Below are 22,139 nucleotides of genomic sequence, written 5' to 3'. Positions count from 1 at the left end.
TCTCCCCAAGGAGCATCAGTTCGAGCACCAAGGGAGTACCACCTTTGCCCCAAGCATAAATTAACCAGCTTGATACACTGACATCAGTTTAAACACCGAGTCCCGCTACCTAAACAGCGCTGATTTTTATTGTCGCTACAAGGTGCCGGGACCGTGGCCGTACCGGCCACCAGGGTCTAGCGGGAAACTGCGCGGCCTCCCGACATTGGAAAGGCGTTTAATGTTACAAGACAATTTTGGCCGTAGGTTTTACTACCTGCGCCTGTCCGTGACGGACATCTGCAACTACCGCTGCAACTATTGCCTGCCTGAGGGCATCGGTTGCGGACGTTCCCTGGAAGGGGAAAATCCTCTCTCAGTCGCTGAGGTGGGCACATTAGTGCGCGCTTTCGCTTCACTGGGTACGGAAAAGGTACGCCTTACTGGCGGAGAGCCCTCCCTGCGCAAAGACCTGGTGCCGCTGCTCGAAGCCGTGCGCGCTAGCGATAAGATTCGCCGCTTAGCCATCACCACCAATGGTTACCGCCTGCCCAGTCAGATTGACGACTGGCACCGCGCGGGCTTGGATCAGGTGAATGTCAGTATCGACAGCCTCGACCCGGCTCAATTCCACCATATCACCGGCCACAATCGCCTGGATAAAGCCTTAGCAGGCCTGGATCGCGCCCTGGCCTTGGGTATCGATACCAAGGTCAATGCAGTGCTGATGCGCCAGTACAATCTGGCCGAGCTGGATAACTTCCTCGCCTGGGTTCGCGAGACTCCGGTGACCCTGCGTTTTATTGAATTGATGCGCACCGGCGATAACCGCGAGTTCTTCGCCAGCAACCATGTCTCCGGTGGCGATATAGAAACCCTGTTGCTGCGGGAAGGTTGGGAGCTGGTGATCCGCACCCGCGATGCCGGTCCGGCGCGGGAGTATTTCCACCCGGATTACGCCGGCCGTATCGGCCTGATTACCCCTTACGGCAAAGACTTCTGTGCAAGCTGCAACCGCCTGCGGGTATCGGCCCAGGGCAAGCTGCACCTATGCCTGTTCGCCGACCAGGGCTTTGATATGCGCGAGATCATCGCCGATGGCGATAGCGAGGCGCTGGCGGCCCATATCCGCGAGTTGATCGTGGATAAGACCGCAGGCCACCAGCTGCACGAAGGTTTTACCGGCGCTACCCGCAACCTGGCGATGCTGGGGGGCTAGGGTTATGGCCAGGGCTTTTGTTAGTAAATCAACAATCGGCGTGGTGCTGGCCGGCGGCCGCTCCAGCCGGATGGGCCGAGATAAGGCCTTGCTGGCCCACCCCCAACGGGGCAATTTTTTACAGCATGCTGAGGCATTGCTGAGTGAGCTTCCGCTGGAAAAAGTCGTCACCAGCGGCGCCCGCCCCGGAGCGATTGAAGACCTGGTGCCGGAGCGGGGTCCACTGGGCGGCCTTTATTCGGTAGCCCTGGCAACCGGTGCTGATGCGGCCCTGGTGATCCCGGTAGATATGCCTCTGCTCGGGCGGAAGCACCTCGCAGAGTTATTGGCAGAGGGGCAGGCAAGTGGCCGGCCCTGTTATTTTGAAAACTTCTTTTTTCCCCTGTGGTTGCCTTTAAATGGCGATTGCCTGGATTATTTGCGCCGTGCCGTCGAAGGCAGTGCGCGCAATTCTGTCGGCGCGCTGCTGCGTCACCTGGGGGCCAAATCCATACCCATAAAAAGTGCTGGCGATTGGCATCGTAATATCAATACGCCGGCAGATTATCTCGGCTTGAGTACGCCGGATAAAACCCCAGAAAACAGTTTTTTGAGAGACCACTGATTATGTCCGCACACGCTAGCAAAGAATTTGTACCGCTCAATATCGCGGTACTTACCGTATCCGATACCCGCAACGAGCAGACTGATACCTCTGGCCAGTACCTGGTGGAAGCCCTCAAAACTGCCGGCCATCAGCTCGCAGATAAACGCATTACCCCGGACGATGTTTACCAGATGCGCGCGGTGGTCTCCGCCTGGATTGCCGATCCCAAAGTACAGGTGGTATTGGTGACCGGCGGTACTGGTTTTACCGATCGCGACTCCACGCCGGAGGCCCTGAGCCCGCTGTTCGACAAAACCGTCGACGGCTTTGGCGAGCTGTTTCGCCATATTTCCCTGGGGGATATCGGCAGCTCCACCGTGCAATCCCGCGCGCTTGCCGGCCTCGCGAATCGTACACTGATATGTTGTATGCCCGGTTCCACCGGAGCCTGTCGCACAGCTTGGGAAGGCATATTGCTGGAGCAGCTGGATGCCCGCCACAAGCCCTGTAACTTTATTCCCCATGTGCGCTTTGCCAGCGCGCCCTGCGAGAGCCGGGGGTAATTTGTGAGCCAATTAACCCATTTAAACCAGCGCGGCGAAGCCAGCATGGTGGATGTTACCGAGAAGGACATCACTGACCGCAGTGCCCTGGCCGAGAGTAGTATCAGTATGAGTGCAGAGGCTTTTGCACTGCTGAGCCAAGGGGCGCACAAAAAAGGCGATGTGCTTTCTGTAGCTCGTATCGCCGGCATCCAGGCCGCGAAGAAAACCTCGGATTTAATTCCCCTGTGCCATCCGCTGGCGTTGACCAAAGTAGCGGTGGATTTCGAATTACAGCCGGAAAAGCACAGTGTGCATATCACCGCTTTCTGCCGCCTGGCCGGGCGCACCGGAGTAGAGATGGAAGCGTTAACCGCAGCTTCGGTAGCGGCGCTGACCATTTACGATATGTGCAAAGCCGTGGACCCGGCGATGGAAATCGGTCCGACCCGCCTGCTGCAAAAAACCGGCGGTAAGCGCGGCCACTGGCGCGGCGATGCTGCGGACAAGGCGTAAAAATTTCAGAGGTGTAAAGCGATGGTAAAGGTTCTGTTTTTCGCGCGTCTGCGCCAGCAATTGGGCATGGGCGAGATTACCCTGAAGGATTTTTCCGGCAGTCTCAGCGAGTTGCGCAAAACCCTATGTGAACAGCACCCGGATTGGAGCTCGCATCTGCAAAGAGGCGATATTCGTATGGCCCTGAACCAGGAGCTGGCAGAAACCGGAGCCCAGGTGAAGGCTGGGGATGAAGTTGCATTTTTCCCGCCGGTTACCGGCGGTTAGTGGTGCCAATATGACAGCTGTTGATCGTATTGAAGTCTGTAAAACGCCCCTCGACGTAGCGGCTGAATATACTGCGCTGCAAGGCAACAGTGGTGATGGTGCCTGCGCCCTGTTTGTGGGTTCGGTGCGGGACTTCAATGCCGGTAGTGATGTCTGCGGCCTGGCCCTGGAACACTATCCGGGCATGACTGAAAAAAGCCTGCAACGGATTATCAATGATGCCCGCGATCGCTGGTCCCTGGGGCGTGTGACTATCGTCCACCGGGTTGGCCCCATGCAGATCAACGATGAAATTGTTTTTGTCGGTGTTACCAGCCCCCACCGTCAAGCTGCCTTTGCTGCCTGCCAATACATCATGGATCGCCTCAAAACGGAGGCGCCTTTCTGGAAGCGCGAAGCGGTTGCGGATGAGTCCGGTAAGCCTTCAGAGCGCTGGGTCGAAGCCCGGGCCAGTGATGCTGCGGAGATGGAAAAGTGGTCCGCCGGCTGAGCCTGCTGCTATCCGCTTTACTGGTGGCCATCGCGCTGCCGGTTAACGCGGATAACTGCACCTTGCGGGTGGCGGTAGCGGCCAGCTTCCGCCCGGCACTGGAAGAGGTACTGCCGGAATTTGAGCGTCGCCATGCTTGTGTGGTGCAAATCAGCAGTGGCAGCTCCGGGGTGCTTTACCAACAAATAGCGCACCGCGCGCCCTTCGATTTATTCCTGTCTGCCGATCGCGAGCGACCCGAACTGTTGGAAAAGCAGGGTGGGGCACTGGCCAACAGTCGTCAGACTTACGCCCTGGGTTTACTGGCCCTCTGGCACCCAAAATCGGAATCGAATATCGAGCAGTTACTGCAAACCTGGCCCGATAAAATTGTATTAGCCGATCCGAAAGTAGCGCCGTTCGGCAGTGCCGCCCGGCAAGCGCTGCAAAGCCTGGGTTTGTGGAAGAAAAAACAAACTCAATTGGCCCGGGCCCACAATGCAGGCCAAGCCTACTTAATGTTGGATTCCGGCAATGCGCAGTTGGGCTTTGTCGCCGCCAGCCAGATGCAAGCAGCCGGCCGCGATAACTACTGGTTGCTGCCGCAGCATTTGTATAAACCCATTGAACAGCAGCTGCTGATTCCCACCCAGAGTCGCCGACCTAAAGAGGCACAGTCCCTCGCCGACTATTTGCGTTCAGCGGAAGTGCAGGTGCAACTACAGCACTTGGGTTACGGTGTTTTGCCAACTCAATATCGAAGTAGAGATGGAGGGAGTGGCTTATGAATATCGCCGCTGCCGACTGGCAGGCCCTGTGGCTAACTTTGAAATTGGCCGGCTTAACCACCTTACTCCTGTTTATTATCGGCGTGCCCCTGGCCTGGAAATTGAGCCAATGGCAGAGCCGCTGGCGCCACGGTATCGAGGTATTAATTACCCTGCCGCTGGTACTGCCACCCACGGTGTTGGGTTTTTATTTACTGCTTTTATTTTCCCCTAACTACGCCCCCGGGCAGTGGCTGTCACAACTTTTTGATGGCCCTTTGGTGTTTTCCTTTACCGGCCTGGTATTTGCGTCAGTAATTTATTCCCTGCCGTTTATGGTGCAGCCGCTGTTGGCCGCGTTTAATGCCAATGGCCAGCGCTTGACCCAGGCTGCCGCAGTGCTGGGTATACCGCCCTGGGCGGCATTGTTAAAAGTTCTTTTGCCGGCGAGTCGCGCCGCTATTGTGAGTGCCTGCGCTTTAACCTTTGCCCATACCCTCGGTGAGTTCGGGGTAGTGCTGATGATTGGTGGCGCTATTCCCGGTGAGACCCAAGTGGTTTCTATCGCTCTTTATCAACATGTGGAGGCGATGGAATACGGTGCGGCGCACCGACTGGCTTTGATGTTGATGGGAATTACTACGGTACTGCTACTCGCTGCCCGTTGGCTGGGACATAGTTTGGCCTCGCGCGGATCAAACAGCGAGCGCGTTAAACCGGTAATGGGGGTGCTGGGCTAATGGAAATCACCTTACCCCTTTTCGGTACTGCGTCTACCACTTCTGATTCCACCGGACTGAGTGTTTCAGGGCTGGTGACTCCGCTTAACGCTGCGATTCCCTGGCAATTAGAGCTGCCAGCCTCTGGAGTTTTTGGTCTTACCGGTCCCTCCGGCAGCGGCAAGAGCACATTACTGGCTGCTTTGGCTGGCCAGCGCCACTGCCGTGGCAATATCACTTTTGCCAATACGGTTTGGCAGCGCGGACGCCGCGCCCTGGCTACCCACAAAAGGACGCTTTCTTTGGGCTTTCAGGACAGCCGCCTGTTTGCCGGCCAGTCAGTGGCAGATAACCTGGCACTGGCCCGCCGTTACGGCCGCAGGCCACTGCCCGAGGAAGAGTGTGATCGGCTGCTAAAGGCTTTTGGTATTGAACTGCTACTCCATCAGCCGGTAGAGCTATTGTCTGGCGGAGAATCGCAGCGTGTGGCTGTATTACGCCAGCTTTTTAACAACGCGCCGCTGCAATTATTTGATGAGCCGCTTTCAGCGGTTGACCGCGCCCAAGTACTGCGGCGCCTATTGCCGACCCTACGGGATTTCTGGGCTCGATATCCTGCGCTGGTAATCTGGACCAGTCACGACTTTGATGAAATCCAGTTGCTGGCCCAGCGCTGTTTGTGGATGGATTCTGCCAATTTGTCCGCGCCACTTCCCTTACCTGAAGTTGCCCAGCGCCTGGATAACCACGGCGTAGGGGATAGCTGCCGCAGCCGGATTGAAGCGCGAGTGGAATCCCTAAACAATGGCCTGCTGACTTTGGATTTGGGGGGGATTTCTATCTTTGCAGATAGGGTGGCAGGCCATTATCGCAAAGGCGATACCGCAGCTTTTCTGCTGGAAGCTGGAGATATTAGCCTCAGTGTAGAGAAGCCGGGCCTGTCCAGTATCCTCAATTGCTTGCCGGTAACTTTAGTTGCTAAGCAGAACCTTACCGACGGCCGCATTCGTTTACAGTTAGCCGCTGCTGATCAGGTGTTCTACGCAGATATTTCCCGTCTCTCCTGCGAGCGTCTAGAACTGCGTGAAGGCACTACCTACTTTGCCCAGTTTAAGGCCGGTAGTCTTGCCGGTTTGTAAGTAGTTTCAGGGCAATTTCTGAAAGTGCATTTCTTCGATCCCTAAAACCCCAGCAATTTTTTTGCTAAGTTTGAACATCAGCTAACTTAGTGGTGCTCCTATGGGCGTTCTGTTGGGAATTTCTCTCTTTAACGAGAGCGATAAGTTTTACCGGGAAAAAGCACAGGTCGAGGGCTTACCTTTAGCGAAAGCTGTGACCATTGAGGATCTACACCCGGTACTTACTCGCTGCATAGAAGAAGGCGGGCACAACTATCGAGTAAGCCGCCTGGAATCGGGTGAGCTGGAAATTGCCGAGCTACTTGAGGATTGTGAGCCCTACCGGATCGATGCTTTCCGCTATCAGCTTCGCCGAAAGGGCGACGCTATCGTTATCCGCTCTACTTACAAAGACGATTCCTTGTACTTTCATCTGGCTTGCCGCGCAGCCAGTGGGCAGAGAGTTAAGATAGATTTCCACGGCGAGCACCCGTTTTATAACTATGACTCCATAGCGGAATACCAGGGTGGTAACTACCATCTGGCTAATTTCTTTGACCTTCAATATTTGCCCGGTTATATCGAAGAGCACTGCCGGCGATTTATTCACTGCCCGGAGTACTGGTCCTTTACCTTCTTTATCCCGTATTTGGGCAAGGTAGAGCTGAGTAACCACACTTCCGATCCAGAACAGCCTCTCTACCACCTCGATTTCTATTGCCCGGAGCGCAAGCTAAAAATCTTCCAGTTGGCGGTGGAGAGAGAAGGCTCTTACTATTTTCGCGACGCTATCCCGGCAGAAAAGCTGGTGCAATTGCTTGAAGATATGGCGACAGAACTGCTGCCAGAGCTGCAAGAAGCGGGTGTTAAGTCTTGCTTGAGCTGCTTTGAAGCTATCCATCAAGCCTACAGTGAAATTGAGAGCACCATTGAGACGGATGACAGTCTTGCCTCAGTTGCGGAGGATCTTGTTGGGTACCAACAGAGTATCTGCGGCAGACCTGTCCAATACGAAGTCACTGAAAATGCAGATGGGTCTATTACTGTGCAGGCCTACTATTTTCAGCCGCCCATAGGTTACAACTATACGATTAGTGCTGAAGATATCGCAGGGTGCCATATCTATCTGGATAAGCTGCACGATTTAGATTTTTATGAGCAGATGTGTATAGCTATTGCCAGGCATCTATGCCCGACGATGCCAACCGTTGAAGACTTGGATGAAGTGACGATCTACTATCGCAGGGATACCGATAGACAGCTGATTTCCAGCCTGTTTGAAGGTTCGGATATAACGCCGATATTGATTCAGGTGAAATAAAAAAGGGGAGGTTAAACCTCCCCGCAACAGCGGTTCCCCGCCCGTGAGACCAAATTATGGATTGTAGAATTCGCCGTTTTTGCGCAGGTAGAACCAGTAGTTAACCACCAGGCAAACCGCGTAGAAGATAGCAATGCCTGCCAGAGCGTACTCCGGGGTAGTGGCTTTGATCTGCTCGCCGAAGACCTTGGGAATATAGAAGGCACCGTAGGCGGCAACGGCTGAAGTCCATCCCAATACCGGGCCTGCCTGCTCTTTCGGGAACACCATGGCGATGGTGCGGAAGGTAGAGCCATTGCCGATACCGGTAGCGGCGAACAGCACCAGGAACAGTAGGAAGAAGGGCAGGAAGAACTCTTCCGGAGTGGCTGAGCCGTAGGCGGCCTTCATGTAGTAAGCCACACCCAGGGCACTCCCCACCATGATGGCAGCACAGATTTGGGTAACCAGGGCTCCGCCGATGCGGTCGGAGATCCAACCACCTACCGGGCGAATCAGAGCGCCGATAAACGGACCCATCCAGGCGTACATCAGGGCGCTGGGGCCATTGTTATTGATGGTATCGTGAGTCATAACCCCGTCCACCATCACGTGGCTGTATCCGAAGATCACCTTGATAGCCAGGGGGAAGGCCGCTGCGAAACCGATAAAGCTGCCGAAGGTCATGGTGTAAATGACACTCATCACCCAGGTGTGCTTGTTGTTGAAGATACGGTACTGACGCTGCAAGCTGGTTTTAATCTCACCGGGCAGCAGCTTCAAGCCGAACACGGTAGCGGCGATTACCAGCACCAGAACGATTTCCTTGGGCACACCCCAGCCTGAACCGTTGGCCGCTTCGGGAAGCAACAGCCACAGACCTGTGATTGCGGTGAAGAGGCCGATTCCCAACATCATGGTCATCTTCAACATCGCGCCGATAGAACTGCCCACATCTGGGGTGACTTCGTCGGTGCGCAGGTTGTTCATACCGAACCAACCTACAAAGGCCAGAGGAATCAGGAACAGCAGCCATACAAAACCGGCATTTTGAATCCACGCTTCAGAACCGGCTGGAACTTTACCAATCAGGGAGCCAGAGCTGCTCACCAGGGTCATGGGGTCGCCGCCAGCAGCGCCGAAAGCACCGAAGGTCATAAACAGCGGTACCAGGATCTGCATGGTGGTAACACCGAAGTTACCCAGGCCCGCATTCAGGCCAAGTGCCAACCCTTGTTTTTCCTTGGGGAAAAAGAAGCTGATATTGGACATGGAAGAGGCGAAGTTACCACCGCCAATACCTGACAGCAGAGCCAGCAGCTGGAATACCCACAATGGGGTCTCAGGATTTTGCAAGGCGATACCCGTGCCTAGGGCAGGGACCATCAATAGGGCCGTGGTAAAGACAATGGTGTTGCGCCCACCGAATAATCGAATAAAGAAACTACTGGGTATTCGAAGGGTAGCGCCGGTGAGGCCGGCAATTGCCATCAGGGTAAACAGGTCGGCTTTGGCAATGGGGAAGCCAAGGTTGAGCATTTGAACGGTAATAATGCCCCAGTAGAGCCACACGGCGAAGCCGCACAGCAAACTGGGAATGGATATCCACAAATTCCGGTTTGCGATTTTTTTGCCCTTGGACTGCCAGAACTTGCTGTCCTCTGGGGCCCACTCGTAGATGTCAGACACGGCGGCCACTCCTCCTCGAAATGATTCGTCCGGCCACTATGGGCCGGGGCTTATCCCTGCTCAATTACCAACAGTAAGTAACCCCTTTGCCCCCGCGCGTAATAGCTACCCATTTGGGGGTAAGCGCAGGCACTGAGCCCTGTGTTAAAGTCACTGTTCAGAATTAGTACAACTTACAGCAATGAAGCAGGACACCCCATGACTTCTTCTGCCACGGTAATGATGGTTGATGACCATCCTCTGTTTCGTAAAGGTCTCAAGCAATTGTTTGCTATGGAGCCCAGCCTGGAGTTGGTAGCTGAGGCCAGCAGCGGGGAGGAAGCGCTGGAGCTGGCCAAACAGCACGAGCCGGACCTTATTCTATTGGACCTGAATATGCGCGGTATGGACGGGCTGGATACCCTGCGGGCAATGCGTGCAGCCGATGTAGCCTCTCGCATCGTGATACTCACTGTTTCCGATAACAATGCGGACGTAGTTTCCTGTATTCGTGCCGGTGCCGATGGTTACCTGCTCAAGGATATGGAGCCGGAAGATATTCTCGATCAGGTTATCCAGGCCACACACGGCAAGCTCGCTATCAGCCAGCGCCTTACCGAGATCCTCGCCTCCGCTCTGCGCAAGCCGGACAATTCCGGTGCGGATACCCTGTCGACGCTGACCAGTCGCGAATACCAGATCTTGCAATTGATCGCCGATGGCCTCAGTAACAAGTTAATCGCCCGTGAATTGGATATCAGTGATGCCACTGTCAAGGTTCACGTTAAACACTTATTGAAAAAGTTGGGCATGCGCTCCCGCGTAGAAGCTGCTGTGTGGATGGTTAATCAGAAGCGACCGGAATCCCAAAACCGCAGCCACTAATTTGTCCCAACCGCAAAGGAATGAAGTAAGAGATATTGTCCATGCCCACTATCGACTGCTGTAGCCAACCGGGCCTGATGCCCATCGAAAGCGCCCGCGAAAAACTTCTTGAGGCACTGAGCCCAATCAGTGGCACTGAGACTTTGCCCCTGGCACAAGCCGCCGGTCGAGTATTGGCTGAGGATGTTATCTCCACAGTAAACCTACCGCCATGCGACAACTCCGCAATGGACGGTTACGCCCTGCGCTTTGAAGACCTGGCCAGTGGCTTGCCACTGGAACTGATCGGCAAATCTTTTGCCGGTGCACCATTTGACGGTGTGGTGAACCCCGGCACCTGCGTGCGCATTATGACAGGAGCCGCAGTACCGGCCGGTGCAGATACGGTAGTGATGCAGGAAAATGTCGATGCCCAGGGGGAGTCGATACGAATAAATTGTGAAGTTCGCGCTGGCGACCATGTTCGCCGCTGCGGTGAAGATGTGGCTGAAGGAGCTAGCCTGCTCAAGGTCGGAGAGCGTATCAGCGTTCCACATATTGCCCTGCTCGCTGCTGCCGGTGTGGGCACAGTGACTGTAGTGCGCAAACCGGTAATCGCACTTTTCTCCACCGGCGATGAATTGCGCCAGCCTGGCGAAGCCCTGGGTAAGGGCGATATCTACGATAGCAATCGCATTGCCCTGTTATCCGCCCTGGAACAGCTGGACCTGGACGTTTTGGATTTGGGTATATTGCCCGATAACAAACAGGCTATTACCAATGCCTTGCAGCGCGCTTCCGAAGAGGCCGATGCTATTATCACCTCCGGTGGAGTCTCCGTTGGCGAAGCGGATTACACCCGTGAAGTGTTGGAAGAGCTGGGAGAGATCGGCTTCTGGAAAGTGGCGATGAAGCCCGGCAAACCTTTTGCATTTGGTTTCATACAGGGAACGCCCTTCTTCGGCCTACCCGGCAACCCAGTTTCCGCCCTGGTAACTTTCTATCAGCTGGCCGTCCCCGCCCTGAGTGTGATGAAAGGCGATCAGTGGACTGGCCCGCAGACCTTACAGGCAAAACTGTTAAAACCGTTGAATAAAAAGCCCGGCCGTACCGATTTCCAGCGGGGTGTATATCGCAGTGATGAAAACGGGATGTTGGTAGTAGAACCGGTTGGTACCCAGGGGAGCCATATTCTTTCCGGTCTGGCTGCTGCTAACTGCTTTATCGTTTTGGCGCGAGAGAGTGGCAGTGTAGAGGCTGGGGAGCAGGTGGTGATTGAGCCTTTGAGAGTGCCGTTGGGGTAGGGTTTTTTATAGCTGCTTTCGTATTGGCTATGGGCTCGTATAAGTTATATCCAAATTAATTTGATTGAAGTTAATAAAGGCGGGGAGGGTTTGCTTCGCCCTTTGGGGTGCTGCTCTGCGGCAGCTTTGCTGCCTCCGAGTCGAACCTGAGTTCGAACAAAACCCTGGGAGTTAGCCATATACAAAAAAGCCCGCTTATGCGGGCTTTTTTGTATATGGCCCGCCCGAGAGGATTCGAACCTCTGACCTTCGCCTCCGGAGGGCGACGCTCTATCCAGCTGAGCTACGGGCGGTTTAATTGGCTATCTGTGCCAATGGGAGGCGGATTATACAGAAGCTGGGGGGTGGGTTAAAGGACATTCTGTTGGCTTATATAGTCTTTGGCAGGTGGCGGCGCAGTGCTTATAATGCGCGGCGTAGGAGTTTGCGACGATATTTTGAACGTTTGTGGGCCAACTCACTTCGGTCCTTTTGGGGGAATATGATGAAGCGTATTTTGGGTATTGTGGCGGCATTGGCCGTCAGTGCGGCTACGGCAGTGGCCCAGCAGTCTGTTGATGAAGAAATCGCAGAGCGAATTGCTCCGGCAGGTGAAACCTGCATGAAAGGTGAAGAGTGCGCAGCAGCAGTAGCGGCAGCTCCTGAGGGCGCTAGCGGCGGCGCTGCTCGCAGTGGTCAGGATATCTACAACGCAAGCTGCCAGACCTGTCACGCAATGGGTGTTGCAGGTGCGCCAAAATTTGGTGATGCCGCAGCTTGGGCGCCCCGTATTGCCAAGGGCATGGACACTCTTTATAACAATGCCATTAACGGTATCAATGCCATGCCGGCCAAAGGCCTGTGTATGGACTGTAGCGATGACGAGATCAAAGCTGCTGTGAATTACATGGTGGATAACAGCAAGTAAGCTGTTTCACTATTGGAAAAAGGCCGCTCATTGAGCGGCCTTTTTTGTTTCTCTTCGGTAAAAGTACATTTTCAATCAATTGATTATACGGTTTGGGATTTTAATTAATTCCAGAATTTTTCTTTTGTATTGAGTGTCATGCAAGGGCAAATTACTTTTCTGCCTAAACTGACTATATGTAAAACTTTTTACTGAATATCTTCTAATCAAATACGTAATAAGCCGTAATCAGGCATTACATCCCTCCTACTTTGAAAATTCTGTATTATCCGCGCTTGCTCGAAAAATAGATTTATATGACAACACAAGGATATTGGGCATGAAGTTGGGGAAGCTTCTTTCATTTATCATTATTTCATCTTTTTTGACTGCCTGTGGTGGAGGTGGGGGAAGTGGTGACTCAGACACTAAGACTGAAGTCTCCGACACGACACCTGATGCATTCTCCTTTGTAGATGTTGCTAATGCTAAAACAAATACGCTTGTTGTTTCAGAGGCGATCGTTGTTGAGGGTATTAATAGCGAAACTTCAATTGAAATAGAGGGCGGGGAGTATTCAATTAATAATGGAGGGTTTACGGCTGCAGCAGGAAAAATCTCCCCTGAAGATGAATTTCGGGTTCGTATTTTATCATCGTCTGATTTGAGCGCAGAGACGTCCGCAGAGCTAACAATAGGTGGTGTCAGTGATAGTTTTGAGGTCACTACCCGAGCGGATGAGGTTGCCCCTAGTGCAAAAATTGAATTTCCAAAATTACAAGATACATGGGTATATGAGCCATTATTAATAATTCGTGGAACTGCTACAGATAATCGGGGTATTGAGGCTGTATATGTAAATGGAGTACTTGCGGAAACATCTGATGACTTTCAAAATTGGCAATTACCAGTATCTATCACTGAAAAAAATACAGAATTTTCAGTGACAGTAGTTGATGTTGATGGCAATGAAACAGAGTTGGACTCTCTAGTTGTTAATGCACATCAGGGGAATTCTCAGCGAGCATTTCGTGCTTTATCTATTGATATAAACGGTGGCAATTTATTCGCAGGGCCAAGGCTTACCAAAATAGATAACACTGAATTTGAATTTGAATTGTATCCTAATTTAGATTTGGTGATTACTCACTTGGTATTTGATCCGGAGAGGGGGAGATTATATGGAATGGCTAACGATAATTTAGTTGAATTTTCCCCGCAGACTGGAGAGGTAGTGCAACAGTTTGATGCTGGAGGACCCTCTACATATGCTCTTGATGTTGATCAGCAATCTGGAAAGCTTTACTGGGCAGATGGTCGTATAAACTCGTTTGATCCAAGTACAGGAATTTCAGAAACTGTATCTAGCTTCGACAGAGGTACTGGCCCTGATTTAAACCCTGATGCATTGGTTGTGGTAAGTGATCAGGCAATTTATGCAGTTTCGGGTTCTGACTTAATTCAAGTAAATGAGGATACTGGAAACCGTACGGTGATTGCAGACTTGTACGAGTCTGATGAGAAGATCACGGAGATTATAACGGTTGACTCCGATCCTAGAGAATCAAGATTGTACCTAATAGCTAAGTCAGAACTATCTTCTGAGGGAGCTGAAAATCTATATAGCTTTGATTTATCTCGCCAGGAAATCGAGAAAGTTTTTGACCTAGTAGAAGCAGAAGATGTTTCCGCAGATTTCCTATTTTCTAGCTTGCAAGTTGATCAAGATAATGGTTTTGCATATGTGCTATCCCATAGTTCTAGCCATTTGTATCGTATTGACTTAGAGGAAAAGTCACTTGAGCAAGTGTCTTCTGGATTTCGTGGCCAGGGACCAGCTATTTCGGGTAGTAGTGTTGATAAAAATATTAAATACGATACAAATTTAAACCGCTTGGTTGTTCTTGCCTCTTCGGTTTGGTCTGATTTTGGTGGGAAATTACTTTCTATTGATGTTGATAGTGGAGATCGAGAAATACTTTCTGGGCCGAACACGGGGTCTGGTCCTGAATTTTCTAACTTGAGGGATATATCTATCACAGATGGTGGCAGAATTTTTGTGGCTGATTACGGCGATGATTCGTTCAAAGAAGTTGATGCTACAACTGGGGATAGAAAAATTTTTATTAGTTCAGACGTTGGATGTTGCAATGTAATTGAGTTATCAAATGCGATTGATGTTGATCCTGCAGGCGTAACGGCTGTCGTTATTAATGATATGGATTATTTGCTCAAAGTTGATGTTAATACTGGCACAAAATCTATCTTATCTAGTGAATTTCTGGGTGCAGGTTCTGGTCCTGGTTGGAATGGGCTAGGTGATATTGAAACAGATTTTGAAGCGGGAATTGTTTATGCTTTAGGATACCAAACTGGAGCAATTACAACTTTATATGGAGTTGACTTAAGTACAGGTGATAGGGAAATTCTAACCAGTGAGGATCAGTGGTCAGATGTTCCATCTATCAATCGTATTTTCTTAGATAAAGACACAGAGCGGTTATTGCTTATCCCTAGAGATGAATATTCGGGGTATTTTGAATTTAACTTGAGCACTAAGCAGCTAGTGAAGAAGCCATATGCCGGAACTGATGCATCGATTAGGATATTAGGTTTCGCTAAGTATGAAGACCGTTTGTTTGGAATAACAACTATTCCGAATAGTGTAGTGGAAATCGATGAACAAACGGGCTCAATGGTGATTATTTCCCAATAGTACTTTGAGCCATCGAAATTGAGGCTGCATTTGCAGCCTCAATCAAACATACTCAGCAAAGACCCTAAAGTTTCCTCTCCCTTCGCCTGATTCTGCTCCGGCGTCGCCTTACCAAATCCTTCCAACAACACATCTTCTTCCGGCAATTCGTCAATAAAGCGGCTGGGTGTTGTGTCCTGGGTTTCGCCGAACTGTTTGCGCTTGCCTGCCAAAGTCATGGTGAGGGTGCGCTGGGCGCGAGTGATACCCACGTAGGTGAGGCGGCGCTCCTCTTCGATGTTGTCGTCTTCAATACTGTTGCGGTGGGGAAGTAAGTTCTCTTCCATACCGATCATAAACACGTGGGGGAACTCCAGGCCCTTGGCGGCGTGCAGGGTCATAAGGCTGACCTTATCGGTGGCTTCCTCTTCTTCCTGGCGCTCCAGCATGTCCCGCAGGATCAGTTTGGAGATGGCCTGTTCCAGGCGGATATCCTGCTCCAACTCATCGTCCGTGCCCTCCATAATCTTGTTGAGGCTCTCCAGCAGCCAATACACATTTTCCATGCGCTTCTCGGCCACCTTCTCGCTGCTGGCGTTTTGCGAGAGCCAACCGGCGTAGTCGATATCTTCCAGCATTTCACGCAGGGCACCATTGGCGGTGGTATCGCGACAGTTGCGCTGTACCCCTTCGAGCCACAGGGCGAAGCGATTCAGGCGCTCGTAACCCTGCTCGTTGATATGCTCCTTAAAGCCCAGTTCCGAGCAGGCTTTGAACATGGAAATCTCGCGGCCCTTGGCGTAGTTGCCCAAGGCTTCCAGGCTGCTGGTACCTATTTGGCGACGCGGGGTATTGATAATGCGCAGGAATGCGTTGTCATCATCCGGATTCACCAACAGGCGCAGGTAGGCCATCACATCCTTGATTTCGGCGCGGGCGAAGAAGGAAGTACCGCCGGACATCTGGTAGGGAACCTGGTGCTCCTGCAATTTCATTTCGATCAGGCGCGCTTGGTGGTTGCCGCGATAGAGCACGGCAAAATCCATAAATTTGCAGCCGCGACGGCTCTTTTGTAGGAAAACCTCGTTGGCGACTCGTTCTGCTTCTTCAGTTTCATTAGCCACCTTGAGCACGCGGATCTCCTCACCCAGACCGCGATCGGACCACAATGCTTTGTCGAATTCGTGAGGATTGTGGGCGATCAGGTGGTTGGCCACTTTGAGGATGCGGCTGGTGGAGCGGTAGTTTTGCTCCAGTTTGATCAGGCGAAGGTTGGGGAAGTCGGTCTTCAGCGCACTCATATTTTCCGGGCGCGCGCCGCGCCAGGCGTAGATAGACTGGTCATCGTCTCCCACCACTGTGAGGCCACCGCGCCCGCCCACCAGCAGCTTTACCAGCAGATACTGGGAGTTGTTGGTGTCCTGATATTCGTCCACCAGTAGGTAGCGAATCTTTTTGCGCCAGCGTTGCAGTAACTCTGGATCTTTGTCGAACAGCTGTACCGGCAGCAGGATCAGGTCGTCGAAGTCGACGGCATTGTAGGCCTTGAGGGCTTCACAGTAGCGATCGTAGGCAACCGCGATGGCCTGTTCACCGGGGCTCTGTGCCTGCTCGAGGGCACGGCGCGGGGTGAGCATATCGTTCTTCCAGTTGGAGATCTGGTTTTGTACCCGATCCAACAGGTCTGTATCCAGGTCGCCATCCCTGAGCATCAGCTCCTTGATCAGGGCGCGGGCGTCTTCCGCATCGAAGATGGAGAAGCCGGGCTTAAAGCCGGCGGCGCGGTATTCCTTACGCAGGATATTCAACCCAAGGTTGTGAAAGGTGGATACGGTGAGACCGTGACTTGCCTTGGAGCGCTTGCCATCCGGGCCCGCCAGCAGTTTGCTGACCCGCTCTTTCATCTCCCGTGCCGCCTTGTTGGTGAAGGTGAGGGCGGCGATATTGCGCGCGGCGTAGCCACATTGCTCGATCAGGTAGGCGATCTTGCGGGTAATTACGCTGGTTTTGCCGGAGCCGGCACCGGCCAGTACCAGGCAAGGGCCATCGACATACTTCACGGCTTCGGATTGGCGGGGATTGAGCTGGGTCATAGATGGGGCTGCATCTTCGCGTCGCGGAAAAGCGGGAGATTCTAGCAGTCTTGGCTCGAATCATCCCAGTACCAGTGCGAACCACCGGCCACACGTATACTTTGCCATTGGGATTGGCTATAACTGCGCCTTATTCCCTGCTTGTGTAACCCCATGCAACAACCCATCGCCGGCTACCACCTGGATGAAGAGAATCACTGGGTGGCGGAGCTCGCCTGTGGCCACTTCCAACATGTACGCCACAACCCTCCCTGGACCAACCGGCCCTGGGTGATCACTGAACAAGGGCGCGAGTCCATGCTGGGATTCCAGCTCAATTGCAAGAAATGCGATGAGGGTGCACCGCCCGATACGCTCGAAAAGGTTGTATAGCCATGACAAAACTCTGGGTCGATGCCGACGCCTGCCCGGTTGCCATCAAAGAAATCCTGTTTCGCGCCGCTGAGCGCACAGCCACAGAACTGACACTGGTTGCTAACCAAGCGGTGCGGGTGCCGCCGTCGCGTTATATTCGCTCCGTGCAAGTGACAGCCGGTTTTGATGTGGCGGATAACGAGATTGTACAGCGCTGTGAGGCGGGGGATCTGGTTATTACCAGCGATATCCCCCTGGCGGCAGAGGTGATCGACAAGGGTGCTGAAGCCCTTAACCCCCGTGGGGAGCGCTATACCAAAGCCAATATCCGCGCGCGTCTGAATATGCGGGACTTTATGGATACCCTGCGCTCCAGCGGTGTGCATACCGGCGGACCACCGGCCCTTAGCCAGGCCGACCGCAAAGATTTTGCCGATCAGTTAGATAGATGGCTGGCAAAGAGTCGCAAGTAACTTTAAGGAGAATTGCCGTGGAGAACTTGAGACTGAAGCCAATGGAAGAGTGGCAATTCCCAACATTGATGTCCTGGCTACCTGATAGGGAGCAGTGCCAACAGTGGGGTGGTCCTGATTTCAGGTTTCCCTTCGAGGGGAGGTCCTTCTTGGAGGATTGTCGCTGGCCGGAGTTGCCCAGCTACGCGCTTCAGGATAGCAGCGGTGACGTGCTGGCTTTTGGGCAGTATTACCAACACCTGGGCCGCTGCCACCTAAGTCGCTTAATTGTCTCGCCTAATCATCGCGGAGCCGGATTAGGGCGTTCGCTGGTAGTACAGCTTGCGCAAACAGGAGCCAGAGCCCTGGATGCAATCGAGTGCTCTTTATTTGTCCTGCGTACTAATCTAGCGGCACGGACTCTCTACCAGAAATTGGGCTTTGAGGAAGCGGCTTACCCAGGGCAGCGAAAATGGCTGGATCAGTGCGATTTTATGGTCGCACCGTCTATAGATTTTCAGCAGAAACAAAATATTGAATAGCGCGAATATTCCATGCCTGAATTAATACAACCTATGACAGAGCGCTTACAGCTGCGCCAGTGGCGAGCGGAAGATAAGCCTGTACTTGCGGAAATGAATGCCGACCCCAGGGTGATGGAGTTCTTCCCCGCATTGCTGACGCGACAGCAGAGCGACGCCGGTGTGGATCGCAGTATTGCGCATATTGAGAAATACGGCTGGGGCTTTTGGGCCTTGGAGCTGAGAGAGACTAAAGAGCTTCTTGGATTTGTCGGCATGAAAAATGTGACCGAAGATTTGCCCTTCACTCCAGCGGTAGAGATTGGCTGGCGCTTGGCCTTTCCCTACTGGGGAAAAGGCTATGCCACGGAAGCCGCACAAGCCTCTTTGGATGTAGCTTTTAATGTCCTGAATCTCAGCGAAGTCGTTTCCTTTACTGCACTGCAAAACCTTCGTTCCCAGCGGGTGATGGAGCGGCTGGGTATGCGGCGGGATTCTCTCGTCTTTGAACATCCACTGGTCCCCAGCGAAAGCCATCTGCAGCGGCACTGCCTTTATCGCTTAAGTGCTGATGATTGGAAAAAATCTTGATGTGATTAGCTTCAGTTAGCTCGGGAACCATTACTTTTTCTTGGGTTCGGAGAGGGGGTGAATATGAGGTTCACCCCCTCTTCAACAATAACCAAGCAAATATAGCCCCACCATTAATTTCAGGTGAGGGCAGGGAGTTCTCGCTATGGGTTGTCTTAAATCGGCCTTTATAACGGCAACTGGTTTTCTGCTAGCGACTTTGCATACCGGCGTGTCCGCCGAACCTTTACTTAAAGTTAGTAAACGCCCTGATGGATCAACGCTTTACTGGTCTTTAGAGCAACCATCGGCTAACGGGAAATATGGCTTGTTTCTGATAGCCCAGGGATCTGGCTGCCTGCCAGCTGTTAAAAATACTACTATCCAACAGGCTAAAGAGTTAGTGGCAGGATATGCTGTTTTATTGGTAGAAAAATATAGTGTAACTCACTCTGACAGCCCGGAAGAGCAATTTAAAGATTGTTCAAAAGAGTATGTAGCTAACCATACCGTTGAGCAGCGTGCGGTAGATGTAGAGCAGATTGTCGACGAACTGCGCGGGGCTGATTGGTGGAATGGCAAGCTGGTCTTGTTCGGCGGTTCCGAGGGTGGTGATCTTGTTGCACGACTGGCGCCGAGGCTAAATCCCGATGCGGCAGTGGTCTTTTCAAGTGGATTGGGGGAATCCTTTGCTCAAGTGCTAAAGAGTTTGGTTCCGCCCCACGTAGCTAAAGAGGTAGATGCCAAACTCGCCTATGCCCGAGCTAACCCAGAAAGCGCGGAAGTCTGGGGTGGAAACTCTATGCGTTGGTGGGCCGATGTCGTCGATCGGGTACCAGTTAACGATTTATTGAACAGCCATGCCCCCGTATTATTGATCCAGGGTACAGAAGATAAATCTGCCCCGGTCAGTTCCGGCCGAGCAGCACAAGATGCCTATGCATCAGCCGGACGTTGTGAGCTGACTTATTGGGAGTACCCCGGTTACGATCACTATATGACGGATAAGGATGGTGTAAATCACCGGGGAGAAGTTTTTGAAAGAATTTCTGGATGGATCAAAAAGACTGCACTAAATGGAGCTCCCGGGTGTATCTCTGATGCCGGTAAAAGTTGAGACTGATCAATGAATATAAGAATCCAATTAGCCGCAATAGTGATGGCCGCTTATTCCAGTTTTTCGGCAGCGGAAAACTATGCTGTCTTACCACAACTGGAAACCTACAAGGTACCAGAATCCTGGCGTCAGCCGGTAGCGCCTCTAAAGATTGCAGGTAACACGTGGCAAATAGGTACCGAGGGAATTACCTCACTGTTATTAAAAGGCAAAGAGGGATCGATTCTAATTGATGGTGGCATGGAGCAGACGGCTGAGCATTTATTGGAGAATATGCGCAGGTTGGGAGTCGCCCCCTCGGATCTCAAGTTAATTTTGCACAGTCAGGCCCATGCAGACCATGTAGGTTCCTTAGCCGAGCTAAAACGCGTAACTGGTGCACAGGTAGTAACCAATGCCGAGTCAGCGGTGTTAATGGCTCGCGGTGGTGCCAATGATATTCATTTTGCCGACGAACTTTTATATCCGCCAATAAAGGCGGATCGTATCCTGCACGATGGCGAGCAAGTGGTTCTAGGGGATTTGCGTCTACGCGTACATTTTATCCCAGGCCATACACCAGGCAGTATGGCCTGGACCTGGGAAGACAAAGTTGATGGTAAAACTAAAGATATAGCTTATGTGGATAGCCTTACAGCGCCCGGTTATCAACTGATTGATAACCGCCGCTATCCCAATATCTTAGAGGACTTCCGCACAAGCTTTGCCCGTGTGCGGGATTTACCTTGTGATTTACTACTTACCCCTCATGCACCTGCCAGCGGTTGGGAGTTTAAAAACAAAGCTATACAGAAAAAATCAGTAAGCTGTCATCAATATGCAGAGAAAGCGAAAGAAAAATTAAGTGAAAAGCTGGAAGCTGAGAAAGATCCAGCTGACTAGATATTTGCGCTACAAAACATGGCTCGGCATATTAATGCCGGGCCAAAAATTGATGCACCTTTGGCACAAGATAGAAATACATTAGTGGGACCAGAATAACGGTCATTATTAGCGCTTTTAAACCAATTGCAATTTGCAATTCCAGTGCCTGCATCCCTAGAAGTAATAGAGTAACAATAGGGTAAACCAATGCCCAGATGCACAGAGCATGTAGTATCGGTTTCTTCATTTGTTCAATTCCTCCATAAATTTAGAAATTGTCTTAAAATATCCGGGCAAGATTTTCTGTAGAAATTTTTTTCCATTCTCAGTAAGTGCTACACATTTTGCCCTGCCATCGCTGGAGTCTGCTTCCATAACGATGAGCTCATCTTCCACCATGCTTTTCAGGGTTCGTGTCATTACCGGGCGAGAAACATCGATACGCTCTGCGATTTCTGAAGCCAGCAAACTATCTCTTTGAGGCTCCCGGTCGATAACGATCATTACCAGGAAGCGCAGCTGGGAGGTTCCGTGTTCAGAAAAATATCCCTCCAGCTCCCGCAATAGCAGACTCGCATCCCGCATCATGGTAAGGGCGCCCTGAACGGCAGCGGGATCTTTTACAGAAAATCGTTTGGAATATCCCTCAACCATCTGTTGTGAGGGAAGTTCTTTGAGAAAAAACATAAGGGTATTAAGCTAACCTCTCCAGCTTATTGATCTCCACAGGCTCTTTTAGCCACTCTTTATAGGCTTCGAATATCGGAGCGATATAGGGCATAGCGTAATGCTTGTCTAAGTCTTCCTGACTGCGCCACTCCTCGTATAAAAACAGGTTTTCCCTATCCTCGTGCACAGAAAACTGCAGGCAGCCCTCTTCCTCCAATGTATTAGCCACTATGGACAGGATGGCCTGTTTGGCTTGCATGAAGAATTCAGCCTTGGGGGAAATCTTGGCAATAATGAATAGATGCTTGTTCATACATAGTGCCTTTATATAGCGATGGTTATCATGATAACTATTTGGGTGGTTATGTCAACTGATCGCCATGTCAATAATTGCAATGATTAATGGGAATGAATACAGGCCTATTTTAAGTGGGCTGGGTTTATAAAATACTGAAATCACTAGGGGGAGAAATAGCAAGAAAAATCAAAAATACAGTAAAGCCTCACTGTAGGATGAAGGTTAATTGTTCATGTACATGCAATCGGACGAAAAGTTGTCGACAAGTTGAGTTGCAACAATTTGTCGAATAATGATCGAAG

25 protein-coding genes, 1 tRNA gene and 1 riboswitch are annotated in these 22,139 nt (G+C 51.8%); of the genes, 20 read left to right on the top strand and 6 right to left on the bottom strand.

Features of this window, described 5'->3' with window-relative positions; all coding sequences use genetic code 11:
- Nucleotides 1–81 precede the first annotated feature (81 nt).
- Nucleotides 82–232: riboswitch (molybdenum cofactor riboswitch) on the top strand.
- The 10 genes from moaA (at nucleotide 221) to ACJJIS_RS20950 (ending at nucleotide 7,503) form a co-directional block, all read left to right on the top strand.
- The gene (gene moaA, locus ACJJIS_RS20995) at nucleotides 221–1,198 is read left to right on the top strand and encodes a GTP 3',8-cyclase MoaA (protein WP_475708984.1); all 978 of its coding nucleotides are present in this window, start codon (nucleotides 221–223) and stop codon (nucleotides 1,196–1,198) included. It overlaps the preceding riboswitch by 12 nt.
- Nucleotides 1,199–1,202: 4 nt before the next feature.
- Complete coding sequence (mobA, locus tag ACJJIS_RS20990) at nucleotides 1,203–1,802, top strand: molybdenum cofactor guanylyltransferase (protein ID WP_475708983.1); 600 nt, start codon at nucleotides 1,203–1,205, stop codon at nucleotides 1,800–1,802.
- A 2-nt stretch (nucleotides 1,803–1,804) separates the two neighbouring features.
- Complete coding sequence (moaB, locus tag ACJJIS_RS20985; RefSeq protein ID WP_108731355.1) at nucleotides 1,805–2,347, top strand: molybdenum cofactor biosynthesis protein B; 543 nt, start codon at nucleotides 1,805–1,807, stop codon at nucleotides 2,345–2,347.
- 3 nt (nucleotides 2,348–2,350) lie between these two features.
- Nucleotides 2,351–2,842, top strand: a complete 492-nt coding sequence (moaC, locus tag ACJJIS_RS20980; RefSeq protein WP_282930383.1) for a cyclic pyranopterin monophosphate synthase MoaC — start codon at nucleotides 2,351–2,353, stop codon at nucleotides 2,840–2,842.
- Nucleotides 2,843–2,863: 21 nt separating this feature from the next.
- Nucleotides 2,864–3,109, top strand: coding sequence for a molybdopterin converting factor subunit 1 (moaD, locus tag ACJJIS_RS20975; protein WP_475708982.1), 246 nt, complete (start codon nucleotides 2,864–2,866; stop codon nucleotides 3,107–3,109).
- Between the two features lie 10 nt (nucleotides 3,110–3,119).
- The gene (gene moaE / locus ACJJIS_RS20970) at nucleotides 3,120–3,599 is read left to right on the top strand and encodes a molybdopterin synthase catalytic subunit MoaE (protein WP_475710375.1); all 480 of its coding nucleotides are present in this window, start codon (nucleotides 3,120–3,122) and stop codon (nucleotides 3,597–3,599) included.
- Nucleotides 3,584–4,366 carry a molybdate ABC transporter substrate-binding protein gene (modA, locus tag ACJJIS_RS20965; RefSeq protein ID WP_475708981.1) on the top strand — a complete coding sequence of 261 codons (783 nt, stop codon included), beginning with the start codon at nucleotides 3,584–3,586 and terminating at the stop codon, nucleotides 4,364–4,366. The genes moaE and modA overlap by 16 nt, the downstream gene beginning before the upstream one ends.
- Nucleotides 4,363–5,085 (top strand): molybdate ABC transporter permease subunit, encoded by a 723-nt coding sequence (gene modB / locus ACJJIS_RS20960; RefSeq protein WP_475708980.1) that lies wholly within the window; start codon nucleotides 4,363–4,365, stop codon nucleotides 5,083–5,085. The genes modA and modB overlap by 4 nt, the downstream gene beginning before the upstream one ends.
- Nucleotides 5,085–6,203 (top strand): ATP-binding cassette domain-containing protein, encoded by a 1,119-nt coding sequence (locus tag ACJJIS_RS20955; RefSeq protein ID WP_475708979.1) that lies wholly within the window; start codon nucleotides 5,085–5,087, stop codon nucleotides 6,201–6,203. Before modB ends, ACJJIS_RS20955 begins: the two co-directional genes overlap by 1 nt.
- A 100-nt stretch (nucleotides 6,204–6,303) precedes the next feature.
- Complete coding sequence (locus tag ACJJIS_RS20950; RefSeq protein ID WP_475708978.1) at nucleotides 6,304–7,503, top strand: hypothetical protein; 1,200 nt, start codon at nucleotides 6,304–6,306, stop codon at nucleotides 7,501–7,503.
- Between the two features lie 54 nt (nucleotides 7,504–7,557).
- Here the strand turns inward: ACJJIS_RS20950 and ACJJIS_RS20945 are convergent, their stop codons facing one another.
- Nucleotides 7,558–9,171, bottom strand: a complete 1,614-nt coding sequence (locus ACJJIS_RS20945) for an MFS transporter (protein WP_444918765.1) — start codon at nucleotides 9,169–9,171, stop codon at nucleotides 7,558–7,560.
- Nucleotides 9,172–9,369: 198 nt separating this feature from the next.
- On the opposite strand from ACJJIS_RS20945, the gene narL reads away from it, so the two are divergent.
- Together narL and moeA are read left to right on the top strand one after the other, a co-directional pair.
- On the top strand, nucleotides 9,370–10,035 hold the full coding sequence (narL, locus tag ACJJIS_RS20940) for a two-component system response regulator NarL (protein ID WP_108731363.1): 666 nt from the start codon (nucleotides 9,370–9,372) through the stop codon (nucleotides 10,033–10,035).
- 41 nt (nucleotides 10,036–10,076) lie between these two features.
- Entirely contained in the window at nucleotides 10,077–11,318 is a 1,242-nt protein-coding gene (gene moeA / locus ACJJIS_RS20935) for a molybdopterin molybdotransferase MoeA (RefSeq protein ID WP_475708977.1), read from the top strand.
- 216 nt (nucleotides 11,319–11,534) lie between these two features.
- Here the strand turns inward: moeA and ACJJIS_RS20930 are convergent.
- A tRNA-Arg gene (locus ACJJIS_RS20930) sits at nucleotides 11,535–11,611 on the bottom strand.
- A 191-nt stretch (nucleotides 11,612–11,802) separates the two neighbouring features.
- Between ACJJIS_RS20930 and ACJJIS_RS20925 the strand changes: the two genes are divergently transcribed.
- Together ACJJIS_RS20925 and ACJJIS_RS20920 are read left to right on the top strand one after the other, a co-directional pair.
- Complete coding sequence (locus tag ACJJIS_RS20925) at nucleotides 11,803–12,225, top strand: c-type cytochrome (RefSeq protein ID WP_444935148.1); 423 nt, start codon at nucleotides 11,803–11,805, stop codon at nucleotides 12,223–12,225.
- Nucleotides 12,226–12,544: 319 nt separating this feature from the next.
- On the top strand, nucleotides 12,545–14,920 hold the full coding sequence (locus tag ACJJIS_RS20920) for an NHL repeat-containing protein (protein ID WP_475708976.1): 2,376 nt from the start codon (nucleotides 12,545–12,547) through the stop codon (nucleotides 14,918–14,920).
- Nucleotides 14,921–14,958: 38 nt separating this feature from the next.
- On the opposite strand, the gene rep is transcribed toward ACJJIS_RS20920, so the two are convergent.
- On the bottom strand, nucleotides 14,959–16,992 hold the full coding sequence (rep, locus tag ACJJIS_RS20915) for a DNA helicase Rep (protein ID WP_444899313.1): 2,034 nt from the start codon (nucleotides 16,990–16,992) through the stop codon (nucleotides 14,959–14,961).
- A 153-nt stretch (nucleotides 16,993–17,145) separates the two neighbouring features.
- On the opposite strand from rep, the gene ACJJIS_RS20910 reads away from it, so the two are divergent.
- The 6 genes from ACJJIS_RS20910 to bla all read left to right on the top strand — a co-directional run bounded on the left by ACJJIS_RS20910 (nucleotide 17,146) and on the right by bla (nucleotide 20,888).
- Nucleotides 17,146–17,364, top strand: a complete 219-nt coding sequence (locus ACJJIS_RS20910) for a DUF3565 domain-containing protein (protein ID WP_252084134.1) — start codon at nucleotides 17,146–17,148, stop codon at nucleotides 17,362–17,364.
- Between the two features lie 2 nt (nucleotides 17,365–17,366).
- Nucleotides 17,367–17,819, top strand: coding sequence for a YaiI/YqxD family protein (locus tag ACJJIS_RS20905; protein ID WP_475708975.1), 453 nt, complete (start codon nucleotides 17,367–17,369; stop codon nucleotides 17,817–17,819).
- A 17-nt stretch (nucleotides 17,820–17,836) separates the two neighbouring features.
- Nucleotides 17,837–18,340: a GNAT family N-acetyltransferase gene (locus tag ACJJIS_RS20900; protein WP_475708974.1), complete on the top strand. Its 504-nt coding sequence runs from the start codon at nucleotides 17,837–17,839 to the stop codon at nucleotides 18,338–18,340.
- Between the two features lie 12 nt (nucleotides 18,341–18,352).
- On the top strand, nucleotides 18,353–18,910 hold the full coding sequence (locus ACJJIS_RS20895; RefSeq protein ID WP_475708973.1) for a GNAT family N-acetyltransferase: 558 nt from the start codon (nucleotides 18,353–18,355) through the stop codon (nucleotides 18,908–18,910).
- A 145-nt stretch (nucleotides 18,911–19,055) separates the two neighbouring features.
- Nucleotides 19,056–20,006 carry an alpha/beta hydrolase family protein gene (locus ACJJIS_RS20890; protein ID WP_475708972.1) on the top strand — a complete coding sequence of 317 codons (951 nt, stop codon included), beginning with the start codon at nucleotides 19,056–19,058 and terminating at the stop codon, nucleotides 20,004–20,006.
- 15 nt (nucleotides 20,007–20,021) lie between these two features.
- Nucleotides 20,022–20,888 carry a subclass B3 metallo-beta-lactamase gene (gene bla, locus ACJJIS_RS20885; RefSeq protein ID WP_444913410.1) on the top strand — a complete coding sequence of 289 codons (867 nt, stop codon included), beginning with the start codon at nucleotides 20,022–20,024 and terminating at the stop codon, nucleotides 20,886–20,888.
- A gap of 31 nt (nucleotides 20,889–20,919) precedes the next feature.
- Here the strand turns inward: bla and ACJJIS_RS20880 are convergent, their stop codons facing one another.
- From ACJJIS_RS20880 to ACJJIS_RS20870, 3 genes are read right to left on the bottom strand one after another with little or no spacing between them, the layout of a single operon-like run.
- A complete protein-coding gene (locus ACJJIS_RS20880; protein ID WP_413664037.1) occupies nucleotides 20,920–21,117 on the bottom strand; it encodes a putative antibiotic biosynthesis monooxygenase in 198 nt (65 codons plus the stop codon).
- Nucleotides 21,114–21,557 carry a MarR family winged helix-turn-helix transcriptional regulator gene (locus ACJJIS_RS20875; RefSeq protein WP_475708971.1) on the bottom strand — a complete coding sequence of 148 codons (444 nt, stop codon included), beginning with the start codon at nucleotides 21,555–21,557 and terminating at the stop codon, nucleotides 21,114–21,116. Before ACJJIS_RS20875 ends, ACJJIS_RS20880 begins: the two co-directional genes overlap by 4 nt.
- 7 nt (nucleotides 21,558–21,564) lie before the next feature.
- Nucleotides 21,565–21,852, bottom strand: a complete 288-nt coding sequence (locus ACJJIS_RS20870) for a putative quinol monooxygenase (protein ID WP_475708970.1) — start codon at nucleotides 21,850–21,852, stop codon at nucleotides 21,565–21,567.
- Nucleotides 21,853–22,139: the final 287 nt, after the last annotated feature.

It is taken from the genome of Microbulbifer maximicatervae (SeqCode), from assembly GCF_056231245.1.
The sequence above is the reverse complement of the archived record's forward strand: the minus strand, read 5'-3'. Positions and strand labels throughout refer to the sequence as shown.